Annotated in this window: 18 protein-coding genes; 7 read left to right on the forward strand and 11 right to left on the reverse strand. The window is 61.6% G+C overall.

What is annotated here, in order from left to right; translation table 11 throughout:
• Positions 1-50: 50 nt before the first annotated feature.
• From BQ8482_RS14185 to wecB, 3 genes are read right to left on the reverse strand one after another with little or no spacing between them, the layout of a single operon-like run.
• Complete coding sequence (locus tag BQ8482_RS14185) at positions 51-854, reverse strand: WecB/TagA/CpsF family glycosyltransferase (protein ID WP_123148207.1); 804 nt, start codon at positions 852-854, stop codon at positions 51-53.
• The gene (gene wecC, locus BQ8482_RS14190; protein WP_123148208.1) at positions 851-2188 is read right to left on the reverse strand and encodes a UDP-N-acetyl-D-mannosamine dehydrogenase; all 1338 of its coding nucleotides are present in this window, start codon (positions 2186-2188) and stop codon (positions 851-853) included. Before wecC ends, BQ8482_RS14185 begins: the two co-directional genes overlap by 4 nt.
• Positions 2181-3335, reverse strand: coding sequence for a non-hydrolyzing UDP-N-acetylglucosamine 2-epimerase (gene wecB, locus BQ8482_RS14195; RefSeq protein ID WP_123148209.1), 1155 nt, complete (start codon positions 3333-3335; stop codon positions 2181-2183). The genes wecC and wecB overlap by 8 nt, the downstream gene beginning before the upstream one ends.
• Positions 3336-3598: 263 nt before the next feature.
• Here wecB and BQ8482_RS14200 point away from each other — a divergent pair, with 263 nt between their 5' ends.
• On the forward strand, positions 3599-4978 hold the full coding sequence (locus BQ8482_RS14200; RefSeq protein WP_123148210.1) for a glucosamine inositolphosphorylceramide transferase family protein: 1380 nt from the start codon (positions 3599-3601) through the stop codon (positions 4976-4978).
• A gap of 18 nt (positions 4979-4996) precedes the next feature.
• Here BQ8482_RS14200 and BQ8482_RS14205 read toward each other — a convergent pair whose 3' ends face one another.
• Positions 4997-6310 (reverse strand): VpsF family polysaccharide biosynthesis protein, encoded by a 1314-nt coding sequence (locus BQ8482_RS14205; protein WP_123148211.1) that lies wholly within the window; start codon positions 6308-6310, stop codon positions 4997-4999.
• Positions 6311-6482: 172 nt separating this feature from the next.
• Here BQ8482_RS14205 and BQ8482_RS14210 point away from each other — a divergent pair, with 172 nt between their 5' ends.
• From BQ8482_RS14210 to BQ8482_RS14235, 6 genes are all read left to right on the forward strand, one after another.
• On the forward strand, positions 6483-8048 hold the full coding sequence (locus tag BQ8482_RS14210; protein ID WP_123148212.1) for a GumC family protein: 1566 nt from the start codon (positions 6483-6485) through the stop codon (positions 8046-8048).
• Positions 8049-8057: 9 nt separating this feature from the next.
• Positions 8058-9164, forward strand: a complete 1107-nt coding sequence (locus BQ8482_RS14215) for a glycosyltransferase (RefSeq protein ID WP_123148213.1) — start codon at positions 8058-8060, stop codon at positions 9162-9164.
• A gap of 163 nt (positions 9165-9327) precedes the next feature.
• Entirely contained in the window at positions 9328-10536 is a 1209-nt protein-coding gene (gene uxuA / locus BQ8482_RS14220) for a mannonate dehydratase (protein ID WP_123148214.1), read from the forward strand.
• Positions 10537-10717: 181 nt separating this feature from the next.
• Positions 10718-11689, forward strand: a complete 972-nt coding sequence (locus BQ8482_RS14225; RefSeq protein WP_123148215.1) for a tripartite tricarboxylate transporter substrate-binding protein — start codon at positions 10718-10720, stop codon at positions 11687-11689.
• A 94-nt stretch (positions 11690-11783) separates the two neighbouring features.
• Positions 11784-12245, forward strand: coding sequence for a tripartite tricarboxylate transporter TctB family protein (locus tag BQ8482_RS14230; RefSeq protein WP_123148509.1), 462 nt, complete (start codon positions 11784-11786; stop codon positions 12243-12245).
• Positions 12246-12255: 10 nt separating this feature from the next.
• Complete coding sequence (locus BQ8482_RS14235) at positions 12256-13764, forward strand: tripartite tricarboxylate transporter permease (protein ID WP_123148510.1); 1509 nt, start codon at positions 12256-12258, stop codon at positions 13762-13764.
• Between the two features lie 6 nt (positions 13765-13770).
• On the opposite strand, the gene BQ8482_RS14240 is transcribed toward BQ8482_RS14235, so the two are convergent.
• The 7 genes from BQ8482_RS14240 to BQ8482_RS14270 form a co-directional block, all read right to left on the reverse strand.
• Entirely contained in the window at positions 13771-14847 is a 1077-nt protein-coding gene (locus BQ8482_RS14240) for an ABC transporter ATP-binding protein (protein ID WP_123148216.1), read from the reverse strand.
• Positions 14848-14852: 5 nt separating this feature from the next.
• Positions 14853-15899 carry a carbohydrate ABC transporter permease gene (locus BQ8482_RS14245; RefSeq protein ID WP_123148217.1) on the reverse strand — a complete coding sequence of 349 codons (1047 nt, stop codon included), beginning with the start codon at positions 15897-15899 and terminating at the stop codon, positions 14853-14855.
• Complete coding sequence (locus BQ8482_RS14250; RefSeq protein ID WP_165848567.1) at positions 15896-17014, reverse strand: carbohydrate ABC transporter permease; 1119 nt, start codon at positions 17012-17014, stop codon at positions 15896-15898. The genes BQ8482_RS14245 and BQ8482_RS14250 overlap by 4 nt, the downstream gene beginning before the upstream one ends.
• A 92-nt stretch (positions 17015-17106) precedes the next feature.
• Entirely contained in the window at positions 17107-18579 is a 1473-nt protein-coding gene (locus tag BQ8482_RS14255; RefSeq protein WP_123148219.1) for an ABC transporter substrate-binding protein, read from the reverse strand.
• A 268-nt stretch (positions 18580-18847) separates the two neighbouring features.
• Positions 18848-19396: an SIS domain-containing protein gene (locus BQ8482_RS14260; protein WP_123148220.1), complete on the reverse strand. Its 549-nt coding sequence runs from the start codon at positions 19394-19396 to the stop codon at positions 18848-18850.
• Positions 19339-19944 (reverse strand): orotidine 5'-phosphate decarboxylase / HUMPS family protein, encoded by a 606-nt coding sequence (locus BQ8482_RS14265; RefSeq protein ID WP_244602803.1) that lies wholly within the window; start codon positions 19942-19944, stop codon positions 19339-19341. Before BQ8482_RS14265 ends, BQ8482_RS14260 begins: the two co-directional genes overlap by 58 nt.
• Before the next feature lie 451 nt (positions 19945-20395).
• Positions 20396-20725, reverse strand: coding sequence for a DUF3592 domain-containing protein (locus BQ8482_RS14270; RefSeq protein WP_123148222.1), 330 nt, complete (start codon positions 20723-20725; stop codon positions 20396-20398).
• Between the last annotated feature and the right edge of the window lie 356 nt (positions 20726-21081).

Below are 21081 nucleotides of genomic sequence, written 5' to 3' on the forward strand. Positions count from 1 at the left end.
CCGATGCTGTAGCCCCAGGCGGTTGCCCTGTTTGCTGGGGCAATCGCTCCTTAAAGATCGACCTTTCGGCGTCCCCGACGGCCCCATAACTCCCGGCACAGCAGCGCTGCGTAGGCCGTGTTGGTGTCATAGTAACGGCGCCACAAGCGTCGCGGCTCCTGTGCCACGCGAAACAACCACTCCAGACCGGCCGCTTGAACCAGTTTTGGCGCCCGGGCAACCTTGCCGCCATAGACGTCGAAACTGCCGCCCACGCCCATGACGAAACTCGGGGTGAGTTCGTCACGATAGCGCTTGAGAAAGCGCTCCTTGCGCGGCGTCGGCATCGCCACCAACAGGCAGTCGGCGCCCGAGGCGTTGATCGCCTCGACGATGCCGGCCTCGTCTTCCGGCTTGAAATAGCCATTGCGCATGCCGGCGACGACGAGACCCGGATGATCCCTGGCAAGTCGCACCTTAACCGCATCGAGCACGGATTGTTCGGCGCCCAGGAGGAAGGGCCTGAAGCCACGATTCGCGCAGAGGCTCAGCAGATTGATCATGATGTCGACGCCGGCTACCCGCTCCGGCAGCGCGACCCCGCAAAGACGCGCGCCCCAAAGCACGCCGATGCCGTCGACGTTAATCACATCCGCCGTCGCGACATCGTCCCGCAGCTCGGTATTGTTGCGCATGTTCACAAGCTTGGCGACATTCACCACCACATGATGCAGCGGCCGTCGCAGGGTCATCGCCTCATCGGCGATGGCCAGCGTCTCGGCCATGGTCAACGCATGGATCGGCGCGCCAAGGAATTCCCGGCGCTGTGACGCCAACAGGCGATGCTGCGCCCATGCCGGGTCGTGCGCGTTCATGCGGCCTCCTCTGCACCTGCAGGAAGCGCCAGGTGTTCGAGCGCTGATTTCCTGCCTTCGATGCGGGCGTCGGGCTTGCGTGCCTTGCGCCAAGTCCACAAACCCCTTGTGTCGATCAGCTTCTTGTCCTTGAGCGCTTCGGGATCAACCAGATTAAACTGCCGATGGTCGACCAGCAGGACGACGATATCGCACTGATCGATCGCGGAAAGCGCATCGGTGAAGACGATGCCTTTGCCCTCGAGCTCATGCGGCAGCCTGTGTGCGTTGGGTTCAGCCGCAATGATCTTCAGGTTGGGAATATCTGACAAAAGCTTCACCACCTCGACGGCCGGGCTCTCGCGCATATCATCGATATTGGCTTTGAAGCTGAGGCCAAGGCAAGCGATCGTCTGCTTGCGGGAAGGGTCGAGCAAGGCTTGTATATCCCTGACCACCGACAAGGGACGCTCGGAATTGATCCGGCGTGCCGAAGCCATCAGCCGCGTGCTGTTAGGCGCGGCGTCGATGATAAAATATGGGTCGACCGCAATACAGTGGCCGCCGACGCCCGGACTCGGCTGCAGGATGTTCACGCGGGGATGCCGGTTAGCGAGATCGATCACCTCCCAGACGTTGAGCGACAGATCCTGGCACACCGCCGCAAGCTCGTTGGCAAAGGCGATATTGACGTCGCGGAACGCGTTCTCGGTCAGCTTCACCAGTTCCGCGCTTTCGGCCTGGGTCGTGAACAGGTCGCCGGCAACAAAGGTTGAATAGAGTGCGGCGGTGCGTTCCGACGACTTGCGCGACAGTCCGCCGATCGAGCGATCGTTGTTGATCAGCTCGGTAAGGACCTTTCCCGGCAACACCCGCTCGGGCGAATAGGCGACCAGGACATCGGCCTGTTCGCCATGCACCAGAGGAAATTTGAGATCGGGCCGCAACTCGGCAAGCAGCCCCGTCATGATGCGCGTCGTGCCGACCGGCGATGTCGATTCCAGCACCACAAGGTCTCCCCGCTTCAGCACCGAGGCGATGCTTCGTGCCGCCGCGAGCACATAGCTCACGTCAGGCTTGTGGTCCTCGGTCATCGGGGTCGGCACTGCGATGACAAAGGCGTCCGCCGGCTGCGGCATACTGAAAGCCCTAAGCTTGCCGTTGGCTACAACCTTCTGGATCAAACCATCGAGGTCCGGCTCGACGATGTGGATTTCGCCGCGATTGACCTTCTCGACCACCGCTTCGTTGACGTCGACGCCAATGACGTCGAGCCCGCGACTGGCGAAGATGGCACAGGTCGGCAGGCCGATATAGCCCATGCCGATAACGGAAACGGTCTTGATCTCAGCCATGATGCAGCAATTCCTCAACGATCCGGTTACCGGCCCGGCCATCGCCATACGGGTTGTGTCGTTCCGCCATGCCGCGATAGGCGGCCTGATCGTCGAGCAGGCTGTTGGCATTCAACAGGATTTTTTGGATATCGGTGCCGACGAGACGGGCGGTACCCGCCGCGACCCCCTCGGGCCGCTCGGTATTCTCACGCATCACTAGCACCGGCTTGCCGAGCGAAGGCGCCTCTTCCTGCACACCGCCGCTGTCGGTCAGCACCAGATAGCTCTGCTTCTGCAGATACAGGAACGGCAGATAATCCTGCGGGTCGACGAGATGGATGTTCGACACGCCGCCCAGTTCTGCGTTGACCACCGAGCGAACATTGGGGTTGGGATGGACCGGATAGACGATCTGCACGTCCTCGCGCATTGCCAGCCCCTTCACCGCCGTACAGATACGATGGATCCCGCCGTCGAAATTCTCACGGCGATGTCCGGTGACGAGGATCATTTTCTTGGCGGGATCGAGGAACGGGAAGCGGGCGGCGAGTTTTGCGCTCATCAGCTTGTCGGCGTCGATCGCGCCGGAAAAATGCAACAGCGTGTCGATCACCGTGTTGCCGGTCACGAAGATGGTGCTCGCAGCCTTTCCTTCGGCGATGAGATTGTCGCGCGCCTGGATGGTCGGCGCGAAATGCCAGGTCGCGATGTCGCCGGCAATCTTGCGGTTCAGTTCCTCCGGAAAGGGAGAGTTGATGTCGTGGCTGCGTAAACCTGCCTCGATATGGGCGACCGGGATGCGCTTGTAGAAGGCAGCCAGAGCCGCAGTCATCGCCGTGGTCGTGTCGCCTTGCACGAGGACGATATCGGGCTTCGCCTTCTCCAGCACTTCGGCCATGCCCAGCAGCACGCGCGAGGTCACGTCGAACAATGTCTGGCCGGGCTGCATGACGTTGAGATCGTGATGCACCGGCAGGCCGGTCAACTCGATGACCTGGTCGACCATCTCGCGATGCTGGCCGGTGATGCATGTCTCGGTAATAAAACCCGGATGGGCAAGCGCGGCACGCACCACCGGAAAGCATTTGAGCGCCTCCGGCCTCGTGCCGAACACGATCAGCAATTTTTGCCTGGATGGCAGTTTCGGATGTGAAAGGACGTTCATTGCTGATCCTGGTCGCCGGAAGGCGTCGCGACCTGCTGATTATTCGCTACAAGAGCTATAATAGCGGCAGAAGCCGCCTTCGTGACCTTAAATCTTAATATATGATTAACAGCCAAGCCCGCGTTCTCCCCAGTAACTCTTATGAAAGCCTAAGCCGATAGGTATCCTGGCAGAGTAGTCTTGAAAAAGAACATATTCGATTGAGTAATATTTTAATTATCGGCCACACTGCCGGATCTCGGCGCTGGGAAAATGAGCTTCTGGTGCGGTTGAACGCAGCGGGTCACGTGGTTTCGAGCAGCCGCGCGCCGACGCCCGCGCCGACCGCACGCGGCCTGGATATTGTGCTGGCGATCGAGAGCCGGCGCTTCGGTCCCTCATTGGCAAGCCGCTCCGAGCCGTTGCCGTCTGGCGGTTCCGGTCCAGCCGACCTCGTAATCGATCTCACCGGCACTGCCGCACGACGAGGCACGCCGGTTCTGACGCTCGAATTTTGCGGCCAGAACACCTTCCCCGCCGGTGTGGCCGAGATGCTGGCGAGCGGGCGATTGCCCGAACTTGCTGTTCGCCTCGACGGTATCACAGTCGCCCGCGGGCGCCCGATGCTCAGCGACCGGTTCTGGCTGTCTCGCAGCTGCAACGACCTGCTCGCCGGGGCCATCTCGCTGGTTGCGCAAAGCGTCGCCCGTTTTTCCGCGGGCGAACTTGTGCCGATTGCTGATAGTCCGGCACCGATCCTCAGGAACGGCGGTTTTGTCCGGCATTACCTGCCCGTTTTCTTCAAGGGATTGATCGATCGCGCCGCGCAAAAGCTCGGACGTGGACGGCGTCCCTTCTATTGGCAGGTTGCCTATCGGCTGATCGACGGGCCAGGTGTCGCCGAAACCGGGCGACTCAACGGTACGCCGTTCACCGTCCTCGCGGACGACGGCCGGCGATTCTACGCCGATCCATTCGTCATCGAGCGCGATGGCCGCCACTATCTGTTTGTCGAGGAATTTCCCTACGCTACCGGTCGCGGCGTGATTTCTGTCGCCGAACTGGGTGACGACGGCACCTTCGGTGTGCCGAGGGTGGTGCTGGAGGAAGCGCACCACCTGTCGTATCCGCAGGTGTTCGCTCAGGCCGGCGAGATTTTCATGATTCCTGAAAGTGGAGCGGCACGCGAGCTTGTGCTCTACCGCGCCGCGCAGTTTCCCGATCGCTGGGTACGCGATACCGTGCTGATGACGGACAAGGATTTCAATGACGCCACGCTGCTCGAATCGGATGGGCGCTTCTGGCTGTTGGGGACGGAGCGGTTCGGTTACGGCAGCGCGTCGGATACGATGACGGTCTATTCCTCACCCTCGCTGCGCGGGCCGTGGGTTGCGCATGCGCTCAATCCCATCGCCGTCGATCACTCGGCCGCCCGGCCCGGCGGCGCCTTTATTCGCCAGGGTGACACCCTGGTTCTGCCGGTGCAAAACGGGTCGAGAGCCTATGGCGGCGGTCTCGGGTTGATGCGCCTGGATCGGCTTGACGAACTCGATGTCCGTTTTGCGCCGCCCCGCCCGATCGGCCCGGGGCCGGCATGGGCCCGCACGGGCATTCACACGCTCAACCGCGCAGGCAATGTCGAGGTTGTGGATAGCGCCGGCTGACGCGTCTGCAGCCTGCGCTTATCCGAGCCGATCCAGTTTCGGCTCGGATGCAGCCGCGGCCGAAGATGTGCTCTTCGGCCGGTTTCTATACGGCGCGTTTCTATAGGCAAGCAGCAGCACCACGATAATCGCGATCTCCGGCGATTTTGACGAGAGCGCGTTGTTCGAGAGCGCCGCAAGCAGGAACGTCATGGTGCCGATCCATGCCGGCAGCGGAGCCGCGCGCAGCAGCCGAAAAATGAACCAGAATACCAGCACGATGAAGAGCACGGCTATGGGCAAGCCGAAGAGCATGATGATAACCACCGGCGCGCTCTCGATGTAGGGCAGATGCAACTTCTCGTTGACGATCGCCAGCAGGTCGTCGACGTTCATGCCAAACAGGATGTCTTTCCAGCTAACAAGTCCGAACACCTGGTAGATCGTCACCCGCGCCATGAAATTTTCGTCAAAGATCGTGTTGCCGAATCGATTCAGCAGCCCGCCCGAAAACAGTACGGCCACCAGCACTGCGCCGCCCGCCAGGGCGAACAGCAGCACGACGGACTTGGCCTGCCGCTGGTGCTTGAGAGTCAGGCGCGGCCAAGGCACGAACATCAGCAGAATGAGGGTTTCTGCGGCAGCGAGCATCAGCGCGGCGCGAGCGCCTGAGGCAGCACAACCGACGAGCAATACGAAGATCGCCAGCACCCGCACCCATATGCGCCAGCGCGTCAGCGGCACGAATCCGATGGCTGTGGCGCAGAGCGCGCCCAGTGCCAGCGGGTGCGCCGACAGGCCGATTGGCCTGAACTGCAGTTCGTTGAGACCATAAGGCAGAAATCGATGTTGAGTCACCGCTTCGATCGTGCCCATCACGGCGCTGACGATCACCATTCCAAGCACGATGTCGCCCAACGCCCGCCGCACTTCCGCGTTCAAGGCAAGCATCAACAGGCCTGCGGCGCCCGCCACCAGATAGGTATCGATGATGAACCCTGAGGAGCCCGCGCGGCCGGTGATGAACAGATACGGTACCAGCGCGAATATCAGCGCAGAATAGAGCAGCAAAGCCTTGAATATTCCAATTTCGTCGCCCTGCAGCAGAAACGGTCGGCTGAAAAGAACGACAGGAAGCAGCAGAAAGATAGCATAGGTGCCGAAATGCAGTTTCTCGTAGAATGAACCACCGTCGGCAGTATAGTCGACGACCATGTTCATAATCTGCGGTGACACCGTGAAGCGGAGCAGGAACGCGAACGCAGCGCATAGGAAAAACAGAAGCGACAGCGCGTTCTGGCGGCGCGCCTGGCTTGACAACAATCGTTCCGATGCGGCAGCGGGATAACTCATGGCCCATCCAGGCGGGGGTATTCAAACGGCATTCTGGCCAACGAGATCCATTCAAGGGACCGCCGAACGGACGCGCGTGCGTGAATCGGGAAAATATGCCAACTTGGAAAATGAGATATTAACGATCTTTCTGTAGTGCTGTCCCGCGTAGCGAATAACCAGAGTTAGCACCATGTCCGCCGCTTCCGGCACAACCCCTCCCTCTGCGGCGGATTCCGAAATCAGCGCACTCGAGCGGATCGCCAATGCGCGGCGCGCCAGCAGGGCAAGGCTGCAACAGGATGCCCCAGTCATGGCACGGACCCCCGCCCCTGTCACTCCGCACACGCCCGAGCCTGTCCCGACGGTGACGCTCGACAAGATCGGCGATTTCCTTGAGCTCGATTTTCGACGCCTGTTTGTCTGGCTGCGGGCCGGGCTCGTCGTGGCATTGATGCTGGCAGTGGCCGGCGGCGTCATCGGCGCCGCCTATGGGTTGCTGAGCAAGCAGCGCTATACCGTTACGACGGAAATCCTCATCAATCCCGCCAATTTGCAGGTTGTGGAAAACGATCTCTACTCGCAACCGGGCCAGGTCGACAGCCAACTGCTCAACGCTCGCAGCAAGCAGCGCATTTTGACCTCGGGCAACGTGCTTGCACGGGTGGTGGACGAACTCGCTCTAACCAGCGATCCGGAGTTTTTCGACCCGGACCAGAGCGCCGCCACGTCTGGTGCTGCAGCGAGTGGAGGCAAGTCCGATCCGAAGCTTATCGCCCAGAAAAGCCTGGCGGAGCGGGTCAGCGTCGCTGCAGATGAAACCTCGTTCGTTACAACCCTCGCGGTATCGGCAGAAACCAGCGGCAAGGCGATTTTGATCTCGCAAGCCATAGTCAAGGTCTTCCAGGAAGAACTGGCCAAGGCCGAGGCTGCTGGTGCCAGCCGTGCCGCAGCTGCTCTTGAGGGCCGGCTCGGCCAACTCAAGCGCGACGTGCAGGCGGCCGAAGAGAAGGTCGAGAGCTACAGGCGCAGCCACAACCTGTCCTCCAGCAATGGCCAGCTTGTCAGTTCGCAGACGATGACGCAGCTCAATAGCGAGATTGGACAGGCGCAATCACGCGTCATCGCTGCGCAGGCAAGTTACGACGCTTTGATTGCCTCCGGTGTCAATGGAGCCAATCCTGACCCCGCGGTTTCGGCAGCACTCGCAGCCCTGCGCGACAAGGCAAATAGCTTGCGGCAGCAAATCGATTCGCAGTCCATGACCTTTGGTCCGCGCCACCCGACGATCGTCAGGCTGAGGACAGAATTCGAAACCGTCAGTTCTCAACTCAGGGTAGAGTTCTCCCGCACGGTCGGCACGGCAAAAGCCAACCTGGATAAGGCCAACGCCTCATTGGCTTCTCTCAGCGCCAAGATGAACGATCTGAAGAGCAATGTTTTCACCGACAGCGAGTCCCAGGTCGCCCTGCGTGAGCTTGAACGCGATGCCGCCTCGAGAAGGACGGTCTATGAAAGCTTCCTGGCTCGCGCGCGCCAAATCACCGAGCGCGAGCAGATCGACACCACCAACGTACAGGTAATTTCCACTGCGGTGCCGCCAAAGGGGCGGTCGTGGCCGCCCCGCACCCCGGTCACGGCAGCGCTGGGAGCTTTCGCTGGCTTCGCTCTAGGCATGCTGCTCGCCCTTGCCATGGGCATCGTGCGCGACGTGCGCCAGCCGCCGAACCGATCAAGCGGCGGCGTCAGCCGAGACTAAAATCCAGGCATGGCGAAGCGCATTGTTTTTCATATTGCCAGTCTCAGGGGCGGCGGCGCCGAGCGTGTATTCGTCCTCATGGCGAATGAATTGGCATCGCGTGGCCACGATGTCACACTTTTTACCTGGAACGCGGAAGGACCTAACGCCGCGCTGCGCTCCCCTGCCGTGCATATGGTCGATTTCGACCTTCCCATCCGGGGAGAGGGTTACGGCAAGTGGGCGACGCTGAAAGGCATCGCGCGAAGCGCAGGTCTATTCAACCGCCTTGGTCCGCATGCGGTCTATAGCGCCCCGGAATTTGCCAATCTGGTCGTAGCGCTGGCGCTTCTCCTAGCGCGAAGCAGAGCGAGGTTCTTTCCAAGCTTCCACGCGGCGGCCTCACTGCCTTCCAGCAGCCTCGGCGCGAGAATAGCGGTCTGGCTTTCCGCGCTGGTTGCGGCGCGCGCAACCAAAGCCATCGCCGTCTCAGTGGGTGTCGGCCGCGACATTGCGGCCCGCGGCTTTCCCCAATCCAAGGTTGTCGTCATCAACAACCCGCTGCCGCCGGCTGCGGCGCCACAGGAACACCCCTATGCCTGGCACGCCAGGCTGGCGACGATGGGCGACGGCCCGGTCATCGCCACCGCCGGGCGCCTGGTGCCGGTCAAGGATCATCGGACCTTGCTGCGGGCTTTCGCCATCCTGCGCGCCGGCCGCCGCGCTCGGCTTGTCATCTTCGGCGAAGGTCCGCTGGCTGCCGAGCTGCACGCCTATGCCCAGGAATCCGGTATTGGCGCGGATGTGCTCTTTGCTGGCTACGTCAACGACCCCGCGGCCTGCTATGCCGCAGCCGATCTGTTCGTCCTTTCCTCGACGAGCGAAGGGTTTGGCAATGTGCTGGTCGAGGCCATGGCTGCGGGCGTGCCCGTAGTCTCCACAGATGCGCCACATGGCCCGCGCGAGATTCTCGGTGACGGCCGTTTCGGTGCCTTGGTGCCGGTCGGCGATGCCGCGGCCCTGGCAAAGGCTGTAGCTGATATGCTGGACCACCCCACTTCTATCGCCATCCTGAAAAGCAGGGCAGCGGATTTCGAAGTTGAAAAGATCGGGGATCTGTACGAAGCGCTGCTTTAGCCGGGGAATTTCGCGCTGGCGTTGATCGATGCCAGCCGCTATCGCCATTCGCGCCGACACCGGAATCTGGTAGCAGCCGAGGAAGGGAAGCAGCGAGGCGGTCACGGCGGCGGGAAGCGCGGGCGGGCAGCCGCACGTCGATTCTTTTTAACGGAGTGTTCAAATGAGACATGTGTGGCGTTGGTTCGGCCCGGTCGACAAGGTGACGATCGCGGATGCGCGTCAAGCCGGGGCGCAAGGCATCGTCTCGGCGCTTCACCACGTTCCTCACGGCGCCGTATGGCTGCCCGCCGAAATCGAAAGACGTCAGCGCGAAGTCGCGTCTTTGCCGGATGGAAGCGCAAGCGATCTGAACTGGGAGATAGTCGAGAGCCTGCCGGTTTCCGAAGCGATCAAGACGCAGGTCGGCGAATGGCGCAGCCATATTGCCAACTACATTACATCGCTGGAAAACCTGGCTCGGGCCGGCATGTCGGTCATCTGCTACAATTTCATGCCCGTGCTGGATTGGACGCGCACCGATCTTGCCTGGCGCCTGCCGCATGGCGGCACCACCATGCGCTTCGATCTGATCGACTTCGCCGCATTCGACATCCATATCCTGAAACGCCAGGGAGCGCTCGGCGACTACACACCGGAGATCGCCCCCGAGGCGGAGCGCCGATACGCGCAGATGGATGACCGTGCGCGGAAGATCCTGGCGAGAAGCGTCAATTCCGGCCTGCCCGGCTCGACCGAAGATACGTCTCTCGATGGCCTCGCGGCTCAACTGTCAAATTATGACCGCATCGACGCAACAACCCTGCGCCGGCATTTCGTCGATTTCCTGGCGGAGGTCGTGCCTACGGCCGAACGCCTCGGCCTGCGTCTCTGCTGCCACCCTGATGATCCGCCGTTTCCCCTGCTGGGCCTGCCGCGCGTCATGTCGACCGAGGCCGACTACAGGTACATTCTGGACGCAGTCGACAGCCCGGCCAACGGCGCGACACTGTGCACGGGGTCGCTCGGCGCAAGACCCGATAATGATCTGCCTGAGATGATCGGGCGGATGGGGCCAAAAATCCACTTCGCGCATCTGCGCAATGTGCGCAAGGAAGCAGCTGGCACCCCCTGCTCTTTCCACGAGGATGAGCATCTTGCCGGCGACACCGACATGGTGGCGGTGGTGGCGGCGCTGCTCCACGAGGAAGCGCGGCGCAAGAAGGAAGGCCGCCCGGACGCCGTCATCCCGATGCGCCCCGACCATGGCCAGGATATCCTCGATGACCTCACGCGCGGAGCCCAGCCCGGCTATCCCGCCATCGGTCGGCTCAAGGGATTGGCCGAACTTCGCGGCGTCGAACATGCCATTCGAAAGTCGACAAGAGCTTAATTCGCCGCGGGTCGGCCTCGCCCCCGGCCCATTTTGCGCGGACGGTTGTACATAATCGCAGTTTGCGGTTTGAGTCCGATTGCAATCCGCTAACATGCGCTAGTTATTGGTCCATCCACAGCCGGTATTGAGAGAAACTCTAGGCAGCGGTTGGGAATTCATATCCTGGGAGGAAATCACGATGAGAAAGTTCGCCGCCGCTCTGGCCGCAGCCGTCACGCTGTATTCGTTCGCCGCGGGCGCGCAAACCTATCCCGAACGCACCATCACCGTCGTGGTGCCGTTTTCGGCCGGCGGCCCGACCGACACGGTCACGCGCCTGGTCGCGGAAGCCATGTCGAAGGATCTCGGCCAGCAGATCATCGTCGAGAATGTCGGCGGCGCCGGCGGCACGCTGGGCGCCGGTCGCGTCGCGAATGCCGAGCCCGACGGCTATACGCTGCTCCTCCACCACATCGGCATGGCGACGAGCGCCACGCTATACCGAAAGCTCGCATACGACACGCTGAACAGCTTCGAGTATATCGGCCTCGTTACCGAAGTGCCGATGACCATCGTCGGCCGCAAGGACCTCGAGCCGACCGATCTGAAGGGGCTGGTCGACTACGCCAAGGCCAACAAGGATACCGTCACCGTCGCCAATGCCGGCATAGGCGCGGCCTCGCATCTGTGCGGCATGCTGTTCATGAGCGCCATCGGCACGCCGCTGGTCACCGTGCCCTACAAGGGCACCGCCCCGGCCATGACCGACCTTCTCGGCGGTCAGGTCGACATCATGTGCGATCAGACGACCAATACCACCAAGCAGATCCAGGGCGGCACGATCAAAGCCTACGCCGTCACCTTGCCTGAACGCCTCGATGTTCTGCCGGACGTCCCGACGACGACGGAAGCCGGTCTTCCGGAGGTGCAGGTCGGCATCTGGCACGGCCTCTACGCGCCCAAGGGGACGCCGGCCGAGGTCACCGAGCGCCTGTCGAAGTCGCTTCAGGTCGCGCTGAAGGACCAGAATGTCGCCGCCCGCTTCGCCGAGCTCGGCACCAAGCCGTCGTCCGAAGCAGACGCGACTCCGGCCGCGCTAAAGGCCAAGCTGGAAGGCGAGATCGCGCGCTGGAAGCCGATCATCGAAGCCGCCGGCCAGTACGCCGACTGAGGTTTTGAACGGGGCGCCACCAGCGCCCCGTTTCGCTTTGGCCCTGTTTTCGCATTGCACCGGCGCGCCCGCGGCACGGGCCTGGGAGGACGTCATGAAACCTTTCACAATCGACACGACCAACGGCATATGCGCCGCGCTGTTCATCTTTCTCGGTGGATTTTTCGCGCTGCAGTCGCTCGACCTCGAAATCGGCACCGCCTTCCGCATGGGACCGGGCTATTTCCCCCTGGTCCTGGCAATCGTCCTGATCCTGCTTGGCGCCGTCATCCTCGTCGAAGCGGTGCGCTTCGAGAGCGAGCCGATCGGCCATGTAGCCTGGCGCGGCATGCTGTTCATCCTCCCTGCCCCGATCTTCTTTGGCCTGACCGTGCGCGGCCTCGGCTTCCTCCCCTCGATCTTCCTGACGGCGCTGATCGCATCCTTTGCCAGCGGCCGCATGAGGCCGCTGACCGCGCTCGTGCTCTCCGCATGCCTGACGCTGTTTGCGTTCCTCGTCTTCAGTTACGCGCTCGGCCTGCCGTTCCGGCGCTTCGGCCCGTGGCTGCAGTTTTGAGGAGATGAACATGGAACTCCTCGACAACCTCGCGCTCGGCTTTTCGACGGCCACGTCGCTGGCAAATCTCGGTTTCTGCCTGATCGGCGTTCTTCTCGGCACGCTGATCGGCGTCCTGCCCGGCATCGGCGCCACCGCCACCATCGCCATGCTGTTGCCGATCACTTTCCAGATCGGCGACCCGGTTTCCTCCCTCATCATGCTCGCCGGCATCTATTACGGCGCGCAATATGGCGGCTCGACCACCGCCATCCTCATCAACATGCCCGGCGAATCCTCGTCAGCCGTCACCGCAATCGACGGCTACCAGATGGCCAAGAACGGCCGCGCCGGGGCGGCACTCGCGATCGCGGCGATAGGCTCGTTCTTCGCCGGCACGGTGTCGACCTTCCTCGTCGCCATCTTTGCCCCGCCGCTGACGGCGATCGCGCTGCAATTCGGCGCTGCCGAGTATTTTTCGCTGATGATCGTCGGCCTTGTCTCGTCCGTCGCGCTCGCCCACGGCTCGATTGTCAAGGCGCTGGCGATGGTCGTGCTCGGCCTGCTGCTCGGCATTGTCGGCACCGACATCTACACCGGCACGCCGCGCTTCACGCTTGGCATCAGCGAATATGCCGACGGGCTGAATTTCGTCGCGGTGGCGGTCGGCGTCTTCGGCGTCGCCGAGATACTGCGCAACCTCGAAAACGAACACGAGCGCTCCGTGATGATCCGAAGGGTCTCCGGCCTTATGCCGACCCGCGAGGACTTTCGGCGCATGGCGGTGCCCATCGTACGCGGAACGATCATCGGTTCGGCGCTCGGCATCCTGCCGGGAGGCGGCGCGATCCTTGCAGCCTTTGCCTCCTACACGGTCGAAAAGCGCGTATCGAAAAACCCCGGGGAATTCGGCAAGGGCGCCGTCGAAGGCGTCGCCGGACCGGAATCGGCCAACAATGCCGGCGCGCAGACCTCCTTCATCCCGATGCTGACGCTCGGCATTCCGGCCAACCCGGTCATGGCGCTGATGATCGGCGCGATGATCATCCAGGGCATCGTGCCCGGCCCCAATGTCGCGATCGAACAGCCGGCGCTGTTTTGGGGCATCATAGCCTCGATGTGGATCGGCAATCTGATGCTGATCATCTTGAACCTGCCGCTGATCGGGCTTTGGGTAAAACTCCTGACGATCCCCTATTACGTGCTCTTCCCGATCATCATGGCGTTCTGCTCGATCGGCGTTTACAGCGTCAACACCAACATCTACGACCTCTACGCCGTCGCCTTCTTCGGCTTGCTTGGCTACCTCCTGACCAAGCTGCGCTGCGAACCCGCGCCGCTGCTGCTCGGCTTCGTGCTCGGGCCGCTGCTCGAGGAAAACCTGCGCCGCGCCATGATTCTCGCGCGCGGCGACCCGACCACCTTCGTGACGAGGCCGATCAGCGCCGGCCTGCTTTTCATCGCGTTCGCCGTCCTCGTCATCGTCTTCCTGCCGGCGGTCAAGAAGAAGCGCGAAGAGGTGTTTGTGGAGGAGAATTAGCGAAAGTCACGCGGCCGCCTGTCGACCGGCGCGGCCGCCGATGCGGGCCCCGGTTTCCGAATCGAACAGGAAGACGGCGGCGTCCTGGAAGGTGATGCCGATCGGCTCATCCATGTCGTAATGCGCCGATTTGTCGGCCTTGACGGTCACGGTGGCGCCACCGAACTGGCAGGTGATCAAGGTATGATCGCCGATCAGTTCCACAGCGTAGACCCGCGCCGCGATCTTGCCCTCCGATGGGCCGGTGACCCGGCAATCCTCGGGCCGGAGGCCGGCAGTGACCTTTTTCCGGCTTTCGGCGACGCTGGTCGCAAATCGTCCTTCCGCGCAGGCGAAGGTCCCCTCGAGCAGCTCGCCCTGGAGAAAATTCATCGGCGGCGAGCCGATGAAGCCGGCGACGAACAGGTTCGCCGGATCGTCGTAGATCTGTCGGGGCGTCGCGATCTGCTGCACGACGCCGCGGTTCATGATCGCAACACGGTGAGCCAGGGTCATGGCCTCGATCTGGTCGTGGGTGACGTAGATCGTCGTCACGCCCAGATCGGCCTGCAGGCGTTTCAGCTCCGAGCGCATGTGGCCGCGCAGCTTGGCGTCTAGATTGGAGAGCGGCTCGTCCATCAGGAAGACGCTCGGCCGCCGCACCATGGCGCGGGCGAGCGCGATGCGCTGCCGCTGACCGCCGGAAAGCTGCCGTGGATAGCGGTCGAGGAACTCCTCAAGGTGGACCTTGACGGCGGCGCTGCGGACGGAGGCGTCGCGCTCAGTGCGCGGCACGCCCCGCAGCTTCAGCGGATATGCGATGTTCTCCGCTACCGTCATGTGCGGATAGAGCGCGTAGGACTGGAATACCATCGCCACGTCGCGATATTTGGGCAGCACGTGGGTGACGTCGCGGTCGCCGATGAGGACGCGGCCGGAACTCACCGATTCAAGCCCGGCCACCATGCGCAGTGCCGTCGTCTTGCCGCAGCCCGAAGGGCCGAGCAGCACCAGGAACTCGCCGTCCTCTATCTCCAGGTCGAGCCCTTTGACCACCTCGACCGCGCCGAAGGACTTGTAGATATCGGACAGGGTGACCCGCATATCGACTAGCCCTTCACTGCGCCGACCAGCAGCCCGCGCGCGATGTGCTTCTGCAGGATGCTGGAGATGACGATCACGGGGGCGATCATTACGGTGATCAAGACCGACATGTTCCACCATTGCGGCCCGCGCGTCGTGTTCTGTGCCGATACCAGCACCGGCATGGTCTGCGCGTCGACATTGGAAAGGAAGAGGGCCAGCAGATACTCGTTCCAGGCAAGGATCAGCACCAGCAGGAAGGTCGCGACCAAGCCGGAACGCACCAGCGGCAGCGCGATGGTGAAGAATACGCGGAACTTGGAGGCCCCGTCTATCTGTGCGCTCTCCTCAAGGTCGAGCGGGATGCCGGCGAAGAAATCGCGAGTCAGCCACACGACGATCGGCAGGTTGATGGCGGTGTAGGTGGCGATCAGCGCCACCTGAGTGTCAAGCAGGCGCATCTGCTGGAACATCACATAGATCGGCAATACGGCGACGATCGGCGGCATGATGCGGTTCGAGATGATCCAGAACTCAATGTCGTTGTTGCCGATCGCAAGCTTCGTGCGTCCAACGAGCGTGAACAGCGCAATGATGAAGAGAGCTGCCGCCACCGCAACGGCGATCTCCCACTGCACGCCGAAAGTGGCCACCGCCACGATGATTGCGGTGAGCAGGATCAGGAAGATTGCGACGGCGGCGAGCTTCACCTGGAAGCGGATACGCACGAGCGCGTAGGCCGCCAGCGAGCCGATCAGGACTGCGAGGAGCGTGCTGGCCACCGCGACCACGACCGAATTCATATAAGGGCGCAGCGTGTAGTTCTGCACGAGCATGAAATCCCATGCCTGCAGCGAAGGGGCAAAGTCGACGAACGGGAGATAGAACGGCCCATTGTCGACCTCGCCAGGCCCCTTGAAGGAGGTGATCAACACCCAGTAGAGCGGAATCACCACAACCAGCGCCCACAGGAACAGCAGCGCATAGGTCACGACCCTGGCGACCGGCGCCTGGCTGTCGATCGAAGCCGGCTCGAACAGCCGGCGCGCCAGTGAGCGCGGCTCGGCGCTCATGCTTCGAACCGGCGCGCCGGCCGGACCACGAAGTTGAAGAACGAGACGCATACGATGGTCGAGATGAAGAGCAGCATGTAGCCGACAGCGGCCGAGCCGCCGAGATCCTGGGTGCGCCAGGAAATGAAGGAATGGAGCGTCATTGATTCCGTTGCCAGGCCAGGGCCGCCGCCGGTGAGCACGTTCGGCAGGTCGATGATCTTGAAAGCCTCGATAAGCCGGATCAGCACGACGGTAGCGGCAATCGGCGCGATCGCTGGCCAAGTAATGTCGCGAAAAATCTGGAAGCCGTTGGCTCCGTCGAGCCGCGCCGCCTCGACCTGATCGCGCGGCTGGTTCTCAATGGCCGCCAGCAGCACGATGAACATGAACGGCGTCCACTGCCAGGTGTCGCCGACCAACACCATGAGTCGTGCCGACCAGGCCTCTGTGGCCCACGACCACTCGCTGATGCCGAAAGCGCGCACGAGCGGGGCGAAGGGTCCCTTCTGCATGTCGGCGAGCATGCGAAACGTGTAGGCGATGCCGACCGGGGTTACCATCAGCGGGATGAAGAAGAGGACGCGAAAGAAATTCCGGCCGCGGATAGGTTGGCCGCAGAGGAGTGCGAGGCCCAGCCCCAGTGCAAACTGCACGGATACGCCGACGAACACGTAGAGAAGCGTGTTGACGACAGTCCCTGGCACCCCGCCCGGCGCCATGGTGGCCAGCGCAAGGATCGCCAGCCCCATTGCCATTGCCGTCGCGAGAAGGCGACCAACCGTGCCGACAATGGTCGGCCTGCCACGCCAGAGATAGCGGGCGAGAAGAAACAGCAGCCCTGCCGCGATCAACGCCAGCACTGCGGATTGGACAAAGCCGAACGTGCCGAATTTGCCGAGCAGGTGATACTGCTGCGAGCCGACCAGCAGCTTGCGGAAGTTCACAAGTCCGATGAATTTCAGCGTGAATCCGCCCGGCGCGAGCGCAAAGCGCGAAAGCGCGAGATAGGCCGAGATGATGAGCGGAAAAATCGCGAAGCAGAGAAGCACGACGACGGCTGGCAGCACCATGATCCTGCCCGAGTGACCGTCCAGCCATTCGGTCCAGCTGCGGCGGTCGGCAGCTTCTGGCATAGTGTCGGTTGCGGTCATCATAACCCGGGAAAGTGGGGCAGGCATGAGACCCGGCGCGGATCGATGCCACGCCGGGTCGATTGCTTGGCTGCCTATTTGGCGCCGATGGTCGCCTTGTAAAGTTCGAGCTGCTTGTCTTTGCCAATCTCTTCGTTCAGCTCATTCCAGCCTTCCTCGACCGCCGCGACGGTCGCTTCCTTGTCGATTTCGCCGGCGAGGAAGCGCGAGACCGCTTCGTCGAGCACGACCTGCTGGTATTTCTGATTTTGTGGGATGCGCAGGTCGAGGATCATGTTCGGGCTGCTCATGCTGTCATTGATCGCGCCCAGGTACACTTTAGCCTCATCCTCGCTCATATTGGCCTTCTTCCAAAGGTCGCTATAGCTGAGCTGTGAGATGCGATACGGGTTGAAGCCGGTGCCGCCGACGGTCACATCGGCGTTCGACTGTGCCGGCTGCGTCATGAACGAGAAATAGGCGTAGGCGGCGTCCTTTACCTTAGGATCGGCCGCCGCGTTGATGCCGCCGCCCCAGCCACCAAAGGCGGCGAATGGTGCATGGTTCACGCCGTCGATCGCGTGCGGGCAGTTTTCTGCCGTGCAGGCCTCGAGCTTGCCGGTGTCCCAGTTCAGGACCTCCTTGGATCCGGGCATGATCGCCGCGCCCCATTTGCCCATCACCTTGGACTGCTTCGGATCGATCGAGATCGTGCCGACATCACCCCAGTCGAGGTTCAGCGCGCAGCGGCCGGAAGCGAAGAGCGGCCTTGTATCGCTGACGTCGAGGTTCAGCTCGTCCGGCGGGCCGTACTTGGTCGATTCAGCCAGGAAGTCGAGCGCCTTGCGGAAGGCGTCGTTGTTGACGAGCGGCGTCATGTCCTTGGTGTTGAAGAAAGTGCCCTGGCTGGTTCCCTTGGACTGGGTCATCGAGCCGACCACATCGGTGACGAACCAATAGCTCTGCGCGTTGCGCTTCTTGGCGATGCACGAGCCGAAATCCGGCGTGCCATCGCCGCTCATGTCCTTGCCATGCGTGGCCTTGGCGACCTCGAGATATTCGTCCCAGGTTTTCGGCACCGCCAGGCCGGCCGCTTCCAGCACGTCCTTGCGGTAGTACATCATATGGAAGTCGCCATCGAGCGTGATCATGTAGGTCTTGCCGCTGTACTTCTCGGAGAAGTCCCGGAAGAACGCGCCCACATCCTCCTGCTGGATGTCCTTGTCGGCCTCGACCCGCGGCGTCAGGTCCTCGAGGTAGCCGCCGGCAATGTAGTCGACCATCCATTGCGGGGCGAACACGCCGGCGTCGACCGAGTTGGTGCCGCTCGCCCAGTCCGTGAGAATCTTTTGATAGAGATCCGAGAAGGGCACCGCGATGACATTGATCTTGGCGCCGGTGAGCGCTTCGAATTCGGGCGCGCGCCTCTGTAGCGGCTCCTGAATCGCACCGGTCTGCGTAATGACGTTCACGGTAACTCCCGCAAACGGCTTGTCCTGGGCAAAGGCAGGCGCGCCAACCAGTGCGGCAAAAGCCGAAAAGCCGGCCAGAAAGACCCCAATTCTCATCAGACTTCCTCCCGTGTTGACCGGGACTTGTTCCTGCGAAAACCAAGCCGCCGGTATCTCCCCGTCGGCTGCCGTCGCCAGAGTACGGCACCAACGCTCCTCAAGCACAATATCGGCATCGCGCAGCGAGTCCAGTGCCTTGCCGCTAGGGAAGCTGAGGTGCCCAGCGGGCTTTCCGGCTGATGCATGTCGCCCAAAGCACGCAGCGGTTTTAGCGCCACCGCATCGACAATCCCGTCACCGGTGCTCACCACCGTCGGCATGGGCGTCACTGCAAGTTGGTGTGGCGCTGCAACATCAGTCTGTGCGCGTCGGGGAGCTGCTTCGCCAGGCCGAGCACAACGCTGTCGAGCAGGATGAGGCAGGATTGCTCGAACAGGCTGCCGCCAAACTGTTTCGATTCCCCGACAGGGACATGCAGCGTGACGTCGGCAATGCCGGCCAGGGTCCCGGCCGGCTTGTGCGTCAGCGTAACGACCTTGGCGCCCTCCGCCTTGGCGATGCGGGCAAAGCCTGTGCTGACCGGCGTTTCCCCGGAGCCGGAGACGATCAGCAGCGCATCGCCCCTGCGGATCGATGGCGCCGATGCCTCACCGACGAAATGCACCGTTCGGCCAAGATGCATAAAGCGCATCGCACCCATTTGCGCGACAAGGCCGGAGCGTCCCTGCCCGGAAAAGAACCATCGCTGATCGGGGTCATCGAACGCCTGCACCAGCCTTGCGAAGGCGTCAGCGTCGATCCGGCCAAGGAGGTCGGCTATCTCCTGTCCCACGGCCAGCCACGGCCTGGATTGGGCAATCTGTCGCGAATCCATCGTGCTACCTCTTTCGGGCTTGCGGATTCTGTGATGGCGCTGCCAACCACGAGGATTTCGGGCTCGACCGCGATCACCGCTTCCAGCGTGTCGGGGCCGATCCCTCCGGCGAGCGAAACCAGAAAGCCGCGGTCGTGCATCTTCCTCACGGCGTCGATATGTGACGTGGAAATGGTGCCTGCCAGCCGCGCATCGGTTGGCGAGTGGACCGCGATGTAACCGAAGCTTTCGGGGAAGACAGCATTCAAGGGAAGCAATTCTGCCTTGTCCGCCTCGGTGATGGTGTCGACGATGACCGTCGCGCCGAAGACGGCGGCACGTCTTCCCACCGTCTCATGCGTGGCGGACGAAGCACACGACAGCACCGTCATGAACGCGGCACCGGCGCCGAATACCATATCAGCCTCAAGCTGGCCGCCGTCGACGGTTTTGGTATCAGCCAACACCATGACTTCAGGGCAGAGTTCGCGCGCCGTGGTGATGGCAGAGAGGCCGAGGCGTTTCAGCAACGGCGTGCCGATCTCGATAATGTCGGCAAATTCCTTCATCTGCGCGAGCAGAGCCAGGTGTTCAGGCTTGTCGAAGGCGACTTGGAGGAGCAAGGCGGTTCTCTCGGATTGCTTAAGACAGCGGATGCGGCATGACGATAACGGCCAACCTACTGTCGTGTGCTTCTGGGACCAGCTCACAGTAGATTTGACAGGTCGAGCCAATCAACAGCGAACGTCGACAATTCCGTTCAGTGGCAGACCGCAAAGCTCTAGGATTGGCCGAACCGCCCCTCGCTTCGACCGCAGCACGAGCTCGAAAAAACCCAGACGTAACCTCGGCTCTGGCAGTTAAATTCCCAGGCTGGTTTAATGACTGCTGCACTACTAGTCTCCCGTTTAGGGCGAAACTGCCAATGCTTAAATCCTTTTTCGACATTCCCAATTGTAAGTCCAGAATTAAGAGAATAATCTTTTTTCCACTTGCTTCCCCTACCTTGCCGACCGGCTCCTACGAAAACAGTACGCATTCATCCGGTTTTCTTGGATTTACCTTTATGAGCACAGTGTCTCCGACATGTTTATTGGTCGTCTTTTTTCCATAAAAATTCCTAGCTACTGAGTCGTATTTCTTGCCATCGAACAAGTAACTCACTTTTATATCATAAGTTACAGGATCAACAGCGGCAGTCAATCTATCTACAACTCTGGACTCAACCACCGGCCAAGCCATCGCCTTCGCTGCAAATCTATTCTCCTGAATAGTTGCAAGAACAAAAACAAAGACCACAATTCCAAAGCACACGAAGACAAAAATAAAACCAGCATGATAATTATCCATTCTTCCTCACGCCGACCTTTTCTAGAAGATATTAACATTACCTAGAAAGACGTTTATGAACATTCATCTTCTCATGATATCCTGCCCTGCGGCGCCCGCTGTCTCGTCCTGGTCCGGCAACCATGCCTCGGTTGCACGCCACAACGCCATCATTTCGGTGACTTGGAATTACGGTGACAGTGTACCATTTTCTTCTTCCGCCTGCCGCGCTTCCCTATTTCATGGCTTTCCGGTTTGCTCCGGAAGTTCTTCGCTGTCTTCCGGACCGCCTAGGTGCCGACATCGGCGACACTTACTGCAAGTCGAGCCATGCGCTCGATCTACACACAGCCACAGCCGGGCAAACATGGGAAAAA

This window comes from Mesorhizobium delmotii (assembly GCF_900149755.1).
GTDB classification, from domain to species: Bacteria; Pseudomonadota; Alphaproteobacteria; order Rhizobiales; family Rhizobiaceae; genus Mesorhizobium; species Mesorhizobium delmotii.